A 15,806-nucleotide genomic window follows, 5' to 3' on the forward strand; every position below is an offset into this window, starting at 1 on the left:
AGTAACGCTGAATTTAGATGGAACGGGTAAATGCACTGCGGCGACGGGAATTCCATTTTTAGACCACATGCTGCATCAAATAGCCTCCCACGGACTATTCGATTTGGAAGTCAAGGCGACTGGCGATATTGAAATTGACGACCACCACACGAATGAAGATGTGGGAATTACCCTCGGACAAGCTTTTCACCAGGCTTTAGGCGATCGCAAGGGCATAATCCGGTTTGGGCATTTTCTCGCCCCCTGGATGAGGCATTGATTCAGGTTGCTTTAGATTTTTCCGGTCGTCCTCATCTCAGTTACGGACTGCAAATTCCCACCCAACGAGTGGGAACCTACGATACTCAACTGGTGCGGGAATTCTTTGTAGCACTGGTTAACCACAGTCAAATGACGCTGCATATTCGTCAACTCGACGGAATTAACTCTCACCATATTATTGAAGCAACTTTTAAAGCTTTGGCGCGATCGCTGCGCATGGCTGTAGAAATCGATCCGCGTCGGGCTGGGAATATTCCCAGTTCTAAAGGCGTGTTGTAATTATTGTAGAAACGTTGCGTGCAACGTCTCTACAAATCTCTAATTATTCCGAATGGCGTAAAGTTGTTCTGGCGCGGAAAATCCAGCTTCGCCAAAGCTGTCGCGGATCAGGCGGTTGGTATCAAAATAAACCTGCCAGTAGTCGGCATTATTGCAGTAAGGACGCACTGCTAACACGGGACCCGCTAAATTAAATTCTAAGATTTCTACATCTGGGGCAGGATTAGAAAGAACGTTGGGAATTCGACTCAGCCGTTCTTTTAACATAGCGATCGCGGCATTATGATCTGTGTTGTGGTTGAGTTGAGCCACTAGATCGACGCGACGATAAGTATTTGCCGAAAAGTTTTGAATATTGTCGGAAAAGATTTTGTTGTTGCCTACAACCGTTTGTACGTTGTCTAGAGTGTTAATCGTGGTGGCAAACAAACCAATTTCCTGCACGGTTCCCGTCACGCCGCCAGCAGTAATGAAGTCACCTACCTTAAAGGGTCGCAGAATCATGAGAAACGCACCTGCGGCAAAATTCGCTAACAGTCCACTCCAAGCTGCACCAATCGCCACACCAGCCGCCGCTAGTAAAGCTGCAAAAGAGGTGGTTTCAATGCCAAAAAAGCCCAAAATTGCCACGACTAAAATAATATTCAGCGTGACTTTAACCGTAGCTACTAAGTAGCTCAAAATTGTTTTATCAACTTTTTGGTGCTTGAGGCTGCGAGATAAAAGGCTAGCCGCAACGTTAATCAACCATCGACCAACAATCCAGAAAACAATTGCCCCAATGAGCTTCAACCCTACTTGAGTTAGTGTTTGCGAAGCTGTCTGCACAATTTGCGCTATGTCCATATTTTGTATTAAGAAAAATTTGATGACTATCCAAACAGACTTAGGTTTTCGTCTTGGCTAGATATTCCCATGTCATCTCTCTGCGGGTATACTTATTCAACTTTTTTTAAGAAATAGTAAATTTGTGAGTTAAATCTCTGTTTAAAAATAAATTTATAGATGGAAACAAATGCAGAATTTCTATTTCAAAATAGTAATAATATCGAGCGTATAGCCATGCTTCTGTGCGATCTGTGTCTATATTTGCGACACGAAAAGCAGCTTTTATGGTAGTTCTTGAAACACTGGTATTTTATGTGTAATAACAGCTACTCTTGAACAGTTGATTCTAAGTGTAAATCAGGTGTTTTTGCCAATATGTTCGTATCTGTTTCCTAATTCATAGCAATTTTTAATTGGATACAATACACGTCTGGTAGGGGCGCTTTCTCTGTGCGCCCCTACAAATGTCATCTACACAATCGAGAATTGCTATCAACTGATGTTCTTCTTCGTATAAAATCTCAGGCGAAGTCAAGTTTTGGCAGCATCGCCCCTCCTTTCGGACAACTCAAAATTCGCTGGCGATCGATTCGCCGCACTGTAATTATCAAGGGCTGAAACCGATCGTTTCAATCGTTAAATCTTCAACTCTGGAGTAGTATTGGCGGCGATGAAGTTGGGTTTGAGTTCAGGAGATCGCCCGATCGCCGTTTGGTTTTGTAGTATGGGTAGCACGGGTAAACTATGGATATCCGCAAAAGTACAGCCGCGATTCTGTCGTACTCGTACTGCTGCGATCGCCTCACCGACAGCTAACATCTTCAAAGTAGATATGATATAAAAGTCGATAAATCTTAAAGTTTATTTATTTTAATCAATGCTGATTTCCGCGTCTGGCTTGTCCAAGGTAAAAGACTCGTTAAAAGAAAAGATTTTCTTCGGTCAAGAACCCAGTACGGAGTTAATTGCAATCCTGACTGTCTACTTCGTTCAGGGAATTCTAGGCTTAGCCCGCCTTGCTGTCAGCTTTTTCTTCAAGGATGAACTGGGATTGAGTCCAGCCGAAGTCTCGTCCTTATTAGGCATTGTGGCGCTTCCCTGGATTATTAAACCAGTATTTGGGTTTGTCTCTGATGGTTTACCCATTTTTGGCTATCGCCGCCGTCCTTACCTGATCTTATCGGGAATTTTAGGGGCGATTTCCTGGGTGAGTATGGCGACAGTCGTACATACGCCAATGGCAGCTGTAGGGGCGATCGCGCTAGGCTCTTTATCGGTTGCCGTCAGCGACGTGATTGTAGACTCTTTAGTGGTAGAACGAGCAAGAGTCGAATCTCAAGCTGATGCGGGTTCGCTGCAATCTCTATGTTGGGGAACTTCAGCCTTTGGTGGTTTAATTACAGCTTATTTCAGCGGTTGGCTGCTAGAACATTTCACCACCCGCACGGTATTTTTGATTACGGCAACTTTTCCCCTCATAGTTTCTTTCATTGCTTGGTTTATTACCGAAGTTCCAGTCAGCAAAACAGATGACTCGCAAGCGTTTGCCAACTGGTCTAGTGTCAACACTCAAATTAAACAACTACGACAAGCGATCGCCCAAAGAACAATTTGGCTTCCTACCGCCTTTATTTTTCTCTGGCAAGCCACTCCCACGGCTGATGCAGCCTTCTTTTTCTTCACCACCAACGAATTAGGGTTTGAACCAGAATTCTTGGGTAGGGTACGTCTGGTGACGAGTATCGCTTCCCTCGTTGGCGTGTGGATTTTTCAGCGCTTCCTCAAAGGTGTATCTTTCCGCGTCATTTTTGGTTGGAGTACTTTACTTTCAGCCGTCCTGGGTATGAGTATGCTGCTATTAGTCACTCATACCAACCGCAGTTTAGGAATTGACGATCGCTGGTTTAGCTTAGGCGATAGTCTTGTCCTCACGGTGATGGGACAAATTGCCTACATGCCTGTTTTGGTGTTGGCAGCAAGGCTTTGCCCCCCAGGAGTAGAAGCAACCTTGTTTGCCTTGTTGATGTCTGTATCAAATCTTGCCTCCCTAGCTTCTTATCAAATGGGAGCGATTTTGATGCGGTGGTTTGGCATTTCTCAGAATAACTTCGATTTGCTCTGGCTTCTGGTAGTCATTACTAACTTATCAACGCTTTTACCCCTGCCATTTTTAAACTGGCTGCCCGCTAAAGAAGAAATTACTGCTGCTAGCGGTCAACCTGCGATCGCCCCAGATGCAACTAACAATAAAGAGATCGGGCAAACTTTGCTACCTAACTTGTCAGAGTTAGTACCATCTTCTTTGCGACAAGAACCAGTCGAAGAACCTGCCGAGTGACGGATGAAAGATGAATGCTGCATGATGAATTATGAAGTTATAGTCATAATTTGTAATTTATCTTGACTTGATTTTTGTATCTGTACGGGTAAGGCATTTTTTTGCTCGATCCCCGGACGGGCGGGTTTTCCAAAATACTGTTGTTAGTAACAGATATTCTCGGGTGAACCCGCCCATACAATGCCCGATTTCTGTACGGGCGGGTTTTCCGGAATACTTGGACGCTAACAGAGACTTCGGGTAAACCCGCCCCTACGACTCCCGACTCCCGACTCCCGACTCCCTAACTATGCAACTTCACGAACGCGCCACAACAGTTTCTCCTAAGTCATACCAGCGCCACGATTGGCAGCGAGGATACGAATCGCTCAAACAAGAATACGACTATTCAATTGATGATGTCGAAGGGGAAATCCCTCCTGAACTGTGCGGGACACTATTCCGCAACGGTCCCGGCTTATTGGATATCAACGGACAGCCAGTTCACCACCCCTTTGATGGCGATGGTATGATTAGCGCGATCGCATTTCGTGACGGTCGCGCCCACTTCCGCAATCGCTACATTCGTACAGAAGCGTATGTGGAGGAACAAAAAGCCGGAAAAATTTTGTATCGCGGTGTCTTTGGTACGCAAAAACCTGGCGGCTGGTTGGCAAATGCCTTTGATTTCAAACTCAAGAATATTGCCAATACTAACGTGATCTACTGGGGTGGCAAGCTGTTGGCACTGTGGGAAGCAGCAGAACCCCATCGCCTCGATCCTCACAATCTGGAAACCTTGGGAAAAGATTTTCTGGACGGCGCGATCGCAGAAGGCGATCCTTTTGCAGCACATCCTCGCCTCGATCCGAGTTGCGATATGGACGGCGGTGAACCTTGCTTGGTGAATTTCTCCCTCAAGGTTGGTCTATCTACCACAGTTACCATTTTTGAACTGAATCCCGCCGGAAAAGTTATTCGCCAGCACGCCCATAGTATTCCTGGGTTTGCCTTCATTCACGATTTCGCTATTACTCCTAACTACTGCATTCTTTTCCAAAACCCCGTTGCTTTTAACCCAATACCTTTTACATTAGGGTTAAGAGGGGCAGCAGAGTGTATCAAGTTCCAACCCCACCAAAAAACACGGATTGTCCTAATTCCCCGCCATCCTAAAGAGTCGGTTCAGATTTTAGAAACTCACGCTGGGTTTGTGTTTCACCACGCCAACGCTTTTGAACAAGATGGGGAAATTGTTGTTGATTCAATTTGCTACGAGTCTTTCCCCGAAGTCGAACCAGCTAGCGATTTCAAGCAAGTAGATTTTGATGCGCTCAAGCCTGGGCAATTGTGGCGCTTTCATCTCAACTTACAAGAGAAAACAGTATCGCGAGAACTTATAGAGCCGAGATGTTGCGAATTTCCTAGCATCCACAAGGATAAAGTCGGTAGACCTTATCGCTATCTCTTTATGGGTGCGGCGCATGAATCTACTGGAAATGCACCTTTGCAAGCAATTCTTAAAATTGACTTAGAATCTGGAGAACGGCAACTTTGGAGTGCTGCGCCGCGTGGCTTTATCAGCGAACCGATTTTTGTCCCTCGTCCTGACTCGACGCTAGAAGATGATGGCTGGGTACTGAGTGTGGTTTATGATTCTAACCACCACCGTTCTGATGTGGTAATTTTGGATGGTCGGGACTTAAATAAAGGCGCGATCGCGACTTTACATCTCAAGCACCATATTCCCTACGGACTGCACGGTAATTTTGCCCCAGATTGCACGATCGCTAGTTAATCATGGACGAGCAGCAGTTGGATTTAGCTGAATATGTCGATCGCATGGCGCTGGTGTTGGATTTACCAATTCCAGCCGCTTATCGGTCGGGAGTGGTAGATAATTTTGCCAAGATAAAAGCGATCGCCCAGATCGTCAATGATTTTGCTATACCAGAAGATATTGAAGCGGCTACAGTATTTGAACCCTAATCGACTGAGGTGTTTCTTTTGGTAGCAGATGATATCTGAATAAATAGCTACTGTAGAGTTATGGCATTCGAGCAGTATAAAAACTGCTAGTAAACTTTCCATGACAACTGCGCTACTCAATAATCGCTATCAAACAATTAAGTTACTGGGAGCAGGAGGATTTGGCGAAACTTTTCTGGCAGCAGATACATATTTGCCGTCTCGCCGTCCTTGCGTAGTCAAGCAACTCAAACCCGTAGCAAACGATTTGCAACTGTATCAAATCATTCAAGACAGATTCCAGCGTGAGGCTGCGACCTTAGAAGCTTTGAGTGCAGGTAGCGATCAAATTCCCAAGTTGTACGCCTACTTTAGCGAAAACGGACAGTTTTACCTGATTCAGGAGTGGATTGAGGGCGAAACTCTCACCAAAAAAGTTACCTCTGAAGGGGTGCTGAGCGAAGCATCTGTCTGGAAAATCTTAGTGAGTCTACTTAAAGTCCTACATTACGTCCACAGTAAGGGAATTATTTATCGCGATATTAAGCCGGACAATATTATTTTGCGTCAACCGGACTGCCAGCCAGTCATGATTGATTTTGGTGCGGTCAAGGAAACAATGGCAACGGCGATCGCGGCTCAAGGTAGATCGATTTATACAATGGTGCTGGGGACTCCTGGCTTCATGGCTCCAGAACAAGCCGTAGGGCGACCGATCTACGCCAGCGATATTTACAGTTTGGGCATGACAGCAATTTATCTTTTGACTGGTAAGTTGCCGCAAGAGTTAGAGGTTGACCCCCATACCGAAAGAGTTATCTGGCAGCAGTACGCGGCAAACGTGAGTCCTGGTTTAGCAGCGGTACTGAATAAAGCAGTTGAGTATCAGCCACGCGATCGCTACTCAACTGCGATTAAAATGCTTAACGATTTGCAATCTGTAGATACTATATCCTCGCGCCAGGAAGTCGATCGAGATGCGATCGCTCCCCCTCACCAGCAGACTTTAGAAACTCGAACTCTCCCCCCTCCTACAATTCGACAGAGTTCGGGCAAAAAGCAGAAATATCTTATTTTTGGTGGGTTGCTCATTGGTGGATTGCTAAGTACTGCTACAGTTTTTAGTTTCATTCCCCAGCCAGCACCGCGATCGTCCGTATTGCCAGTATCGCCACCTGCCCCTGTGTCGGTAGATCTTCCCGTCCCAACGGATAGATCCCCCAACCCCCTTACAAAGGGGGGCAACAGAGCGAGAATCTCCCGCTAGTCCCGTAGCTGCTAGATCCCCTCAGCCCCCTTGCAAAGGGGGCGACAGAGCAAAACTCTCCCGCTAGTCCCGTAGCTGCTAGATCCCCCAACCCCCCTTGCAAAAGGGGGCGACAGAGCGAGAATCTCCACAACCCCCGCTGTGTTAAGGGGGCTAGGGGGGATCGAGATCGAGATATACCTGGATTTCCGATTGGTACTACTGAAAATGTAGTCAAAGCAGCATTAGGCAAACCTACAAAAACGAGTAGAGGTCTTTGGGTTAACACCCGTGCGGCGATTTACGATATCGAGCCAGAACGCATCACGCTCGGTTATTTATTCGATCGCACTTCTGGACGGCTGCGTCAAACTGAAGTCTCTTTTGCTCAGTCAGTCGCGCCGGAAACTATGCAAGCAACACTACAGCGAATGTTACGCGAACAGACCGCACCTGAAATTATCAACGGATTGCAACAAGTTTATCAGCGTCAGACTAACAGATATTCTTTTCGCCAAGGTCAACTAAAAGGAGCGATCGAACGAAACAGCCGCGATCGCATTTACATAGGCATCTGGGATGCAAATTTGCATTAAAACAATATTAAAACAAATGTAGAGACGTTCCATGAACGTCTCTACAGATGGCGATCGAAACCCCCCTTAAAAAGGGGGTTGGGGGATCTATTTAACAGTCACCTTAGCACCAGCAGCTTCTAGAGTCTTCTTAGCTTCTTCTGCCGCTTCTTTAGCAATGCCTTCCTTCACTGGCTTGGGTGCAGATTCTACCAAGTCTTTAGCTTCTTTCAAGCCTAGACCTGTTAGTTCGCGCACTTGCTTCAGGATGGCAATCTTCTTATCAGCGGGGACTTCTTCCAGAATTACGTCGAATTCAGTCTTCTCTTCGACTTCCTCAGCAGGAGCGCCAGGAGCAGCACCAGGAGCCATCATCATCATGCCTCCAGCAGGAGCAGCAGCACTTACGCCAAAGGCTTCTTCGATTTGCTTAACTAACTCAGATGCTTCTAGCAAAGTTAGAGATTTGAGTTGTTCCAAAATTTGATCGGTTGCAGCAGACATGCAATTAACTCCTATGTAATCTAAATTTGTGCTTGTCTTTCTCGCTACTGATTAAGCAGCATCTGTTTCGGTCGCAGCCGAGCCATCTTTATCGGCATACGCCTGAATACCACGCGCCAGCGAAGATGGAACTTCGTTGATACCCACAGCAACTTTGGTTGCCAATGCATTGATAGCTCCAGCAATTTGAGCCATAAGCTGCTCTTTAGATGGCAAGTCTCCCAGTGCCTTAACATCTGCTTCTTTCAGCAGACGACCTTCCATTACGCCACCGCGCAATTCAGTTTTCTTGCTGGCTTTTTGGAAGTCCTGGTAAGCCTTGATTGCACCGCTGATATCTTCTTTTACCAGCAAAAATGCTGAAGAACCTTGGAGCAATTCTTCCATAGCTAGCCAGTTATCCTGACCGCTAATCGCGATGCCCATCAGCGTGTTTTTGGTTACTTTACAGACTGTTCCGGTTGGGCGCAATCGCCGCCGTAAATCTGTAATCTCAGCTACTGATAACCCTTGATAGTTAATTACAAGAGCGAGTTGGGACTCACTCAAAGTAGCTTTGAGATCCGCCACGATCTCTTGTTTGTTTTCTATGGTTCTACCCATTCATTTCACCTCCTAGCTTGGAATGCGATCGACCAATTCACATGAAATCCGTGTCTCCTACCCTACCCACCCAAAACAAAACCTCGACTCAAGAGCCGAGGTGACACGGTGTACGTCATGTTATTTCGACTTCACTATAACTAGTGTCATCAAAAACATTTTTGTACAAACCTCGGCAGGATATTAAGCTAATTAGCCCCTGCTGTCTTCGGCTATCAATTTTTGATTGGTAGTTGGTAATTGGTAATTGGTAGTTGGTTATTTATCAGCAGTCAGTGATTGCCAGCGATTTTGACTTTTGACTTTTGACTTTTGACTTCCCATTACCTATTACCCATTACCCATTACCCATTACCATAAATTATGCTGCTTCTGTCATCTTGAGATCTCGTAAGCCGCTGATTTCAACTTCAATTGCAGGTCCCATAGTCGCGGAAACAAAAATAGTACGCCAGTAACGACCTTTTGCACCAGAGGGACGGTTGCGATCGATAGTTTCTTGTAGCGCCTTCAAATTGACTAACAAATCTTCGGCGGGGAAAGCTGCTTTCCCAAACATAACGTGAACGATTCCCGTGCGATCGGCACGAAATTCCAGTTTACCAGCTTTAAACTCCGAAATTGCACTGGCTATGTCAAACGTTACCGTTCCCCTTTGGGCGATGGCATCAAACCGCGTGGACCCAACAGCTTACCCAATCTTGCCACCTGGGGCATCACATCGGGTGTGGCGATGAGTTTGTCAAAGTCCATTCTACCGTTTTGAATTTCGCTAATTAATTCCTCAGAGCCAACAATATCTGCTCCTGCGTTGCTCGCTTCTGTGACCTTTTCACCTCTAGCAATCACGGCAACGCGGACTTCTTGACCCGTACCTTTGGGTAGTACAACTGTCGTTCTGAGCTGTTGGTCTGTATATTTCGGATCGATTCCCAACCGTATATGTGCTTCTGCGGCTTCGGGAAACTTAGCTGTAGCGGTTTCTTTTAATAATTGCAACGCTTCAATCGGCGCATAAGCCCGATCTTCTACTTTCTCTTGCAGCGATCGCAATCTTCTCGATACTTTTTTTGCCATTTTTCTCTCCTGGGGTCGTTGCGAAGCTTCCTGCCTCTCCCCCGATATAATTTTGCTGCCGTTTACTTTGAGGTCTTTTGTCACTTACAAATGACAAATGACTTAGGGCGTAGACACCCGAAGGGTGGCTTCTCGAAGAATAGCCCTTGCCGAAGGCTATGACGAATGACTACTCAGTAACGTTTACGCCCATGTTTTTCGCCGTTCCTGCCACAATTTTCATCGCAGCATCGATATCATTAGCGTTCAGGTCTGGTAGCTTCGTTTGAGCGATTTCCCGCAACTGAGCTGTTGAAATCGAACCAACTCGCTTTTTATTTGGCTCGTTGGAACCGCGCTCGATCCCTGCTGCTTTACGAATCAATACGGAAGCAGGAGGAGTTTTGAGGACAAATGTAAAACTTCTGTCTTCAAACACCGAAATTTCTACGGGAATGACCATTCCTGCTTGGTCGGCGGTTCTGGCGTTGTATTCTTTGCAGAACATCATAATATTCACGCCATGCTGACCTAGCGCTGGTCCGACTGGCGGTGCTGGGTTAGCTTTACCAGCATTCAATGCCAGCTTAATGACCGCAACTACTTTCTTTGCCATTTCTCTGTTCTAGCCTTGTTTCTGAACCTGATTGAACTCCAATTCTACGGGCGTGTCCCGTCCGAAAATTGAGAGTAAAGCTTTTAGCTTACTCCGTTCTGGACTGACTTCCACCACTTCGCCTTCAAAGTCTTTAAACGGACCAGTTAACACGATAATTCGATCTCCAGCCGCCAAATTGATTTTGACTACTGGCTCCTGTTCCTGAGCTTGCTTAAAGATTCTTTCTACTTCTGGGGGACTGAGGGGTAGGGGTTTAACGTGACCGCGACCGCGACCGCTACCACGCTTTTGTTCGGCTCCGACAAAGTTAATGACGTGAGAGGTATTTTTCACTACCTGCCACGTTTCATCGTCCATTGCCATTTTGACTAGCACGTAACCAGGAAACACTTTTTCATCCGTTTCTTGCCTACTGCCATCTTTGCGGATTTTGAAGGCTTTACTTTGCGGAATTTCTACTTGAAAAATGCGCTCGGATACGTCGAATGTCTGCGCCCGCCGCTCTAAGTCTGCTTTCACGCGCTTTTCACAGCCAGAGGCGACTTGTACGGCATACCAACGCGGTTTGCGATCTGCTGTGTCCGCGATCGCTGGTTTTGCCTCTTCTTCGCGGCGAGAGTCACCTGGCTCGTCTGTTGCAAAAGTCATTAGAATACCTTTCTTGCTGCCCAAGCAAACAACGCATCAATGAGGTAAATCATTGTGGCAGATAGTGCCACCATTGATAGTACGGCTAAAGATTCGCTGATTAGCTGTTGGCGACTGGGCCAAACTACTTTATCAAGTTCCTCTTTAGTTCCCTTTAAAAAGTCGGTGACGCTAAATCCACTGCTTTGTTGGATCTCGGCTTCGTTTTTCTTGCTCACGGTTGCTTTACACCTCAATTGATAATAGAAGCGATCGCGGTTTAACCCTCACTGCTTGACTGTTTTGTTCAGACTGAGCAGTTCGTTCGAGTCCAGCCGATCTAACTTATATATATTTAAGATCTGGGTCGTCACCAACTAATTTTACCCAAAAGCTTCTACTTTTGCTGGCGATAGCTAGCATTCGATCGCGCTTTTGGGTAAGGGATTTGCCTGATTGAGAGCGCGCCCTGGAGGACTTGAACCCCCGACATCCGGTTTTGGAGACCGACGTTCTACCAACTGAACTAAGAGCGCACAAATTTGGCTGGATTCTAGTCTAACGCAATTTGGCGACCTGAAGCGCGATCTTCGCGATTGCTATTGGGTAATTTTTCTTGCGTGACTTGCAACAGTTACCCAATTGCAATTACAGGGCGCGATCGAACCGTTGCTTGATCCGAGTTGCCTTCCCTACGCGATCGCGTAGGTAGTATAGCTTAGCACGTCGTACCTTACCACGTCGCATAACTTTAACGCTATCAATTCGAGGCGAATGCAGTAGAAAGACTCGCTCTACACCTACACCCTGAAATACGCGGCGCACGGTGATCGTTTTGTTAATGCCGCTGTTACGCATGGCAATAACTACGCCTTCATAAGGCTGAGTACGTTCTTTGCCACCTTCTTGAATAATTACCCCGACTTTTACCGTGTCACCGATATAGATCTCAGGTAAATTCGACTTCAACTGCTCCGCTTCAATCGAGCGGATAATTTCTTGCGCGTTCATCATTTTTAAAAAACTCACAATCGTTAATCATAGCTCAATGTTTATCGATCGGTCTAGGGGGTGTCAGTGACTAGTGACTAGTGGCTGGTGGCTAGATGCTTCCGACTGCCGAATTCCCTAATTGTGTCAACAATTACAACCACTCAACCGCCTTCTTGGTAAGCTCTGGTGCGAAGTCACTCTGAAGAGTTAATTCATCTACAAGATGTCAAATTTGAGAATTTTGACTTAATATATAGTCAATCGTTAAAAATATTAACAAGATCTTGCTTTCTGGAACATCCCCAAGTAGGGGGACTAAGATGCGCAAGATGAATACATAGTATGTAAGGACTTGCTAACCGTGACATCACAATTAAGATTGGCTCAAGTTGATGAAGCATCGGCATCCCAGAAAGTTGCTGAGTTCTTTCGCAAGTCGGCGGGTGAATGGCGATCGCAACGACGATACTATACGTTACCTGATGGCGAAACTAAGGAAATGGTCAGCTACATTACCATCAGGTTTTTAGAACCAGGGTGCGATGAGTTAAGAAAATTAGCAGAATTACATCAATTGAGCGATCCAGGTATCTTAACTTGTGGTGCAGAAGTAAGTTGGGAAAGCCGGGATTCGGTGTCACAGAAGAAGCAGTCAAAAGGTGCAACAATGTTTGGAGTTGCAGGTTCTACTTTATATCGCGATCGCGGTTTTGCCACGACTAAACCTGTAACAGCTGAATATTACTTTCTAGAATCGGAAACCATGTGTCTGCGAACTGAGTATAATGGCTCAGTCTTTGAGGAACAGTTAAAACTAATTGGCGATAAGTATCGTACGCGCCAGACGATTATTTCCCGTGCAGGGGAACAACAGATGATCGGTCAATATTTGGAAAAGCGGGTGGAATAACGTTTCTACCATAGAATTGTCGTAGGGGCGCACAGCTGTGCGCCCCTACATGTGTGTTATGTGTCACCGCGATCGCATTGACAATAAAATCAAATTGATATTCTCGATAAAAATTCGTTATTATCAGAGATTTATTCAAATTTCGTTACATTTTGGCATTACAATAATGTTCGCTGTTTAAAACTAAAAAACTCTGTGCCATTCGAGCTTGTTAGTAGTGTAGAAAATCTGGGAAGCAAGGAAACTAGCCAAGATCGGGCAAGCCTTCCCTTCACGCTGGCAGAACTGAAAGCTGCAATCCCTGCCGAGTGCTTTCAACCATCTACTTGGCGATCGCTTGCCTACTTCTTTTTAGATATAGGTATTATTAGCCTTCTCTACGTAGTGGCTAGTGCAATCGACTCTTGGTGGTTCTTTCCCATTTTTTGGGTGATGCAAGGAACCATGTTTTGGGCTTTATTTGTGGTTGGACATGATTGCGGACATCGCTCGTTTTCTAAGTATAAGTGGTTGAATAACTTAGTCGGGCATTTGGCACACACGCCAATTCTCGTCCCTTTCCACGGTTGGCGGATCAGTCACAGAACCCATCACAATAACACTGGCAATATCGATACAGATGAAAGCTGGTATCCGGTGACGGAAGCCACATATCGACAGATGGCTTGGTATGAAAAACTACTACGCTTTCAACTAATTTTGTTCTTGTATCCACTCTATTTATTTAAGCGATCGCCTGGAAAACAGGGTTCGCATTTCTTACCTAGCAGCAATCTTTTTCGTCCTTCCGAAAAGTGGGATGTGATTACGAGTACGATCTGCTGTGGATTGATGATAGCTTTCTTAGGTGGACTGACTTACCTATATGGCTGGATGTTCTTGCTGAAATATTACCTAGTACCATACGTCATTTTTGTGATGTGGCTGGACTTGGTAACATTCTTACACCACACAGAACCGGATATTCCTTGGTATCGAGGTGAGGAATGGTATTTCTTAAGAGGGGCTTTATCAACAATCGATCGCGATTACGGCTGGATTAATCCCATCCATCACGATATTGGGACTCACGTGGCACATCACATATTTCTGAATATGCCACACTACCACCTGCGCACCGCGACGGAAGCAATTAAACCAATCTTGGGAAATTACTATCGCAAGTCTCAGGTTTCCATATTGCGGGCTTTATGGCAATCCTATAAATCTTGCTATTTCGTCTCAGATACAGGCGGAGTTGTTTATTATCAGTCTCCCAAGGAATTGAAGGATTAAAAAAGTAGAGACGTTACATGTAACGTCTCTACTTTTTTAATAATGATTCCCTGATTTACGGTGATGGACGGCGGTGACACCATCGGGGTTGAGGACTTTTCCGTTATCGACGATCGCGTAGACAATCCAGTGATCGCCAGCCTCCATCCGATTATTAACCGTACATTCGAGATATGCTAAAGCATCAGTGAGAATGGGACAGCCGTTTTCAGATGTTTCCGTAGCAACATTGGCAAATCTATCCTCGCCTGGGGCAAAGGATTTCATAAAGTGCTTGCGTAATTGTCTTCCTTCTGCCAAGACATTTAAAACCAATTTATCGCCGCTATGCAGCATCGATTCAATTGCACGGTCTTTAGCCACAGCTACAGTGAGTCCTGGCGGATTGAATGTGGCTTGAGATACCCAAGAAGCTAGCATCGCACTAGAAATTTCTTCGTGCTTTTTAGTGGTGACGACGCATAGAGAACCGACAATTCGTCCTACAGCTTGTTCTACATTGCTAGCTGGTTGACGTGCGATTCTGACTTTTTTCGCCCGTTTGACACTTTGGGCAAAATCCGTACCTGTTTCTTCACATAGTTGCAAAGTGACATCAGTAGGTTTGAATTTGACGCGGATCGGGTCAAATCCAAATCGATAACCAGCGTCTTTGAGTTTACCTTCAATTAATTCTATTGCTTCTCCACTCCAGCCAAAGGAACCAAAAACCCCTGCAAGTCTGTTGCTGCTAGAGGTAGAGAGAATGATCCCTAAAGCGGTTTGAATTGGAGTTGGTGCGTGTCCGCCAAGGGTGGGGGAACCGATGACAATCCCAGCAGCTTTTTCTACAGCGGTGCGGATCTCGTCGGGTTCGGCAAATTCGCAGTTGATCGATTCTACGGCGACTCCAGCTTTAGTAATTCCACGGGCGATCGCCTGTGCTAGTGTTGCAGTACTACCATAAGCTGAGGCATAGAGCAAGGCTACGGTTATATCCTGAGAGGTTTGCTGTTTGCTCCACTGACGATAAGCTTGGGTGAGTTCGATCAATCCATAGCGAACGATGGGACCGTGACCTACGCCATACATTCTCACGGGTAATTCGGCAAGTTTTTCCAGCGCCGTTTCTACTTGTCGTGCATGGGGAGCCATGACACAATCGAAATAATAGCGACGGTCTTCGTTAAAAATTTCCCAGCCTTCATCAAATACTTGTTCGCCGCACAGATGTGCGCCAAATAGTTTATCGGTGTAGAGAATTTCGGTTTGCGGATCGTAAGTACAAAGGTGGTCGGGGTAGCGAGGATTGGGAGTAGGAATAAATTGTAAAAGATGCCCTCTGCCCAAATCTAAGGTTTCATCTCCTCGCATCACCAAAATGGATAAATCTTCACTTTCCATCGTGGTACGCAAATTTTTCGCCCCAGGATTAGAACAGACAAAAGTAATTTGGGGGCAACTTCTAACAAGGCTTTGAGAGTAGCGGCGCGGTTGGGGTTGACGTGTCCTAAGATGACGTAATCTAAACTTTTGAGGTCGAAGCGCTGCTGTAAAGCTTCGAGATAGATTTGGCTAAAAGTTTCGCCGGGAGGGTCAATCAAGGCAGTTTTATCGCCTTGAATAAAATAGGAATTTGCCGTCGTGCCTTTAGCAAGGGCGTACTCAATTTCAAAGCGTAGCCGCGCCCAACTGCGCGATCGCACTATAGTTGTATCGATCCCGATGGGTAGAACTTGAACGTCGCGGGGTTTTGTTTCTAGCAT

The 15,806-nt window shown here is 45.8% G+C and carries 15 protein-coding genes, 1 tRNA gene, 3 pseudogenes and 1 other annotated feature; of the genes and pseudogenes, 8 read left to right on the forward strand and 11 right to left on the reverse strand.

Translation table 11 applies throughout. The features are described from left to right. Window positions 1–67 precede the first annotated feature (67 nt). A pseudogene (locus tag M5J74_RS14310) lies at window positions 68–540 on the forward strand (imidazoleglycerol-phosphate dehydratase). 39 nt (window positions 541–579) lie between these two features. Here the strand turns inward: M5J74_RS14310 and M5J74_RS14315 are convergent. Together M5J74_RS14315 and M5J74_RS14320 are read right to left on the reverse strand one after the other, a co-directional pair. Further along, window positions 580–1,386, reverse strand: a complete 807-nt coding sequence (locus M5J74_RS14315; protein WP_106218320.1) for a mechanosensitive ion channel family protein — start codon at window positions 1,384–1,386, stop codon at window positions 580–582. 618 nt (window positions 1,387–2,004) lie between these two features. Then, on the reverse strand, window positions 2,005–2,193 hold the full coding sequence (locus M5J74_RS14320; RefSeq protein ID WP_250017042.1) for a hypothetical protein: 189 nt from the start codon (window positions 2,191–2,193) through the stop codon (window positions 2,005–2,007). 52 nt (window positions 2,194–2,245) lie between these two features. Here M5J74_RS14320 and M5J74_RS14325 point away from each other — a divergent pair, with 52 nt between their 5' ends. The 5 genes from M5J74_RS14325 (at window position 2,246) to M5J74_RS14345 (ending at window position 7,495) form a co-directional block, all read left to right on the forward strand. After that, a complete protein-coding gene (locus M5J74_RS14325) occupies window positions 2,246–3,706 on the forward strand; it encodes a folate/biopterin family MFS transporter (protein WP_106218321.1) in 1,461 nt (486 codons plus the stop codon). A gap of 289 nt (window positions 3,707–3,995) precedes the next feature. Next, the gene (locus M5J74_RS14330) at window positions 3,996–5,483 is read left to right on the forward strand and encodes a carotenoid oxygenase family protein (protein ID WP_106218322.1); all 1,488 of its coding nucleotides are present in this window, start codon (window positions 3,996–3,998) and stop codon (window positions 5,481–5,483) included. Window positions 5,484–5,485: 2 nt separating this feature from the next. Then, complete coding sequence (locus M5J74_RS14335) at window positions 5,486–5,674, forward strand: DUF4089 domain-containing protein (RefSeq protein ID WP_015154765.1); 189 nt, start codon at window positions 5,486–5,488, stop codon at window positions 5,672–5,674. 100 nt (window positions 5,675–5,774) lie between these two features. Then, entirely contained in the window at window positions 5,775–6,920 is a 1,146-nt protein-coding gene (locus tag M5J74_RS14340) for a serine/threonine-protein kinase (protein WP_250017044.1), read from the forward strand. Between the two features lie 389 nt (window positions 6,921–7,309). After that, window positions 7,310–7,495 carry a hypothetical protein gene (locus M5J74_RS14345; protein ID WP_250017046.1) on the forward strand — a complete coding sequence of 62 codons (186 nt, stop codon included), beginning with the start codon at window positions 7,310–7,312 and terminating at the stop codon, window positions 7,493–7,495. 87 nt (window positions 7,496–7,582) lie between these two features. Here the strand turns inward: M5J74_RS14345 and rplL are convergent, their stop codons facing one another. The 8 genes and pseudogenes from rplL to rplS all read right to left on the reverse strand — a co-directional run bounded on the left by rplL (window position 7,583) and on the right by rplS (window position 11,894). Further along, window positions 7,583–7,978 carry a 50S ribosomal protein L7/L12 gene (gene rplL, locus M5J74_RS14350; RefSeq protein ID WP_015154767.1) on the reverse strand — a complete coding sequence of 132 codons (396 nt, stop codon included), beginning with the start codon at window positions 7,976–7,978 and terminating at the stop codon, window positions 7,583–7,585. A 51-nt stretch (window positions 7,979–8,029) separates the two neighbouring features. Next, window positions 8,030–8,581: a 50S ribosomal protein L10 gene (gene rplJ, locus M5J74_RS14355; RefSeq protein ID WP_106167476.1), complete on the reverse strand. Its 552-nt coding sequence runs from the start codon at window positions 8,579–8,581 to the stop codon at window positions 8,030–8,032. A 66-nt stretch (window positions 8,582–8,647) separates the two neighbouring features. Continuing rightward, window positions 8,648–8,811: a sequence feature (ribosomal protein L10 leader region), on the reverse strand. 131 nt (window positions 8,812–8,942) lie between these two features. Further along, window positions 8,943–9,658 (reverse strand): annotated as a pseudogene (gene rplA, locus M5J74_RS33465) (50S ribosomal protein L1). A gap of 169 nt (window positions 9,659–9,827) precedes the next feature. Beyond that, window positions 9,828–10,253, reverse strand: a complete 426-nt coding sequence (gene rplK, locus M5J74_RS14370; RefSeq protein ID WP_015154770.1) for a 50S ribosomal protein L11 — start codon at window positions 10,251–10,253, stop codon at window positions 9,828–9,830. Between the two features lie 9 nt (window positions 10,254–10,262). Next, window positions 10,263–10,904: a transcription termination/antitermination protein NusG gene (gene nusG, locus M5J74_RS14375; RefSeq protein ID WP_015154771.1), complete on the reverse strand. Its 642-nt coding sequence runs from the start codon at window positions 10,902–10,904 to the stop codon at window positions 10,263–10,265. Beyond that, the gene (gene secE / locus M5J74_RS14380) at window positions 10,904–11,122 is read right to left on the reverse strand and encodes a preprotein translocase subunit SecE (protein ID WP_015154772.1); all 219 of its coding nucleotides are present in this window, start codon (window positions 11,120–11,122) and stop codon (window positions 10,904–10,906) included. Before secE ends, nusG begins: the two co-directional genes overlap by 1 nt. Before the next feature lie 224 nt (window positions 11,123–11,346). Next, window positions 11,347–11,419, reverse strand: a tRNA-Trp gene (locus M5J74_RS14385). A gap of 112 nt (window positions 11,420–11,531) precedes the next feature. Then, on the reverse strand, window positions 11,532–11,894 hold the full coding sequence (rplS, locus tag M5J74_RS14390) for a 50S ribosomal protein L19 (protein ID WP_039716820.1): 363 nt from the start codon (window positions 11,892–11,894) through the stop codon (window positions 11,532–11,534). A gap of 343 nt (window positions 11,895–12,237) precedes the next feature. Between rplS and M5J74_RS14395 the strand changes: the two genes are divergently transcribed. Then, a complete protein-coding gene (locus M5J74_RS14395) occupies window positions 12,238–12,786 on the forward strand; it encodes a phycobiliprotein lyase (protein WP_015154774.1) in 549 nt (182 codons plus the stop codon). A 228-nt stretch (window positions 12,787–13,014) separates the two neighbouring features. Then, complete coding sequence (locus M5J74_RS14400) at window positions 13,015–14,061, forward strand: fatty acid desaturase (RefSeq protein ID WP_106167477.1); 1,047 nt, start codon at window positions 13,015–13,017, stop codon at window positions 14,059–14,061. A gap of 36 nt (window positions 14,062–14,097) precedes the next feature. Here M5J74_RS14400 and M5J74_RS14405 read toward each other — a convergent pair. Beyond that, window positions 14,098–15,806, reverse strand: a pseudogene (locus tag M5J74_RS14405) (diflavin flavoprotein).

This window comes from Chroococcidiopsis sp. CCNUC1, from assembly GCF_023546805.1.
Taxonomy (GTDB): domain Bacteria; phylum Cyanobacteriota; class Cyanobacteriia; order Cyanobacteriales; family Chroococcidiopsidaceae; genus Chroococcidiopsis; species Chroococcidiopsis thermalis.

What these genes read in the sequence shown, in the direction of transcription:
- M5J74_RS14335 (WP_015154765.1), top strand. Translation starts at nt 5,486, where the DNA reads ATGGACGAGCAGCAGTTGGATTTAGCTGAATATGTCGATCGCATGGCG.
- rplJ (WP_106167476.1), bottom strand. Translation starts at nt 8,581, where the DNA reads ATGGGTAGAACCATAGAAAACAAACAAGAGATCGTGGCGGATCTCAAA.
- M5J74_RS14315 (WP_106218320.1), bottom strand. Translation starts at nt 1,386, where the DNA reads ATGGACATAGCGCAAATTGTGCAGACAGCTTCGCAAACACTAACTCAA.
- nusG (WP_015154771.1), bottom strand. Translation starts at nt 10,904, where the DNA reads ATGACTTTTGCAACAGACGAGCCAGGTGACTCTCGCCGCGAAGAAGAG.
- rplL (WP_015154767.1), bottom strand. Translation starts at nt 7,978, where the DNA reads ATGTCTGCTGCAACCGATCAAATTTTGGAACAACTCAAATCTCTAACT.
- M5J74_RS14340 (WP_250017044.1), top strand. Translation starts at nt 5,775, where the DNA reads ATGACAACTGCGCTACTCAATAATCGCTATCAAACAATTAAGTTACTG.
- M5J74_RS14345 (WP_250017046.1), top strand. Translation starts at nt 7,310, where the DNA reads ATGCAAGCAACACTACAGCGAATGTTACGCGAACAGACCGCACCTGAA.
- rplS (WP_039716820.1), bottom strand. Translation starts at nt 11,894, where the DNA reads ATGAACGCGCAAGAAATTATCCGCTCGATTGAAGCGGAGCAGTTGAAG.
- rplK (WP_015154770.1), bottom strand. Translation starts at nt 10,253, where the DNA reads ATGGCAAAGAAAGTAGTTGCGGTCATTAAGCTGGCATTGAATGCTGGT.
- M5J74_RS14330 (WP_106218322.1), top strand. Translation starts at nt 3,996, where the DNA reads ATGCAACTTCACGAACGCGCCACAACAGTTTCTCCTAAGTCATACCAG.
- M5J74_RS14325 (WP_106218321.1), top strand. Translation starts at nt 2,246, where the DNA reads ATGCTGATTTCCGCGTCTGGCTTGTCCAAGGTAAAAGACTCGTTAAAA.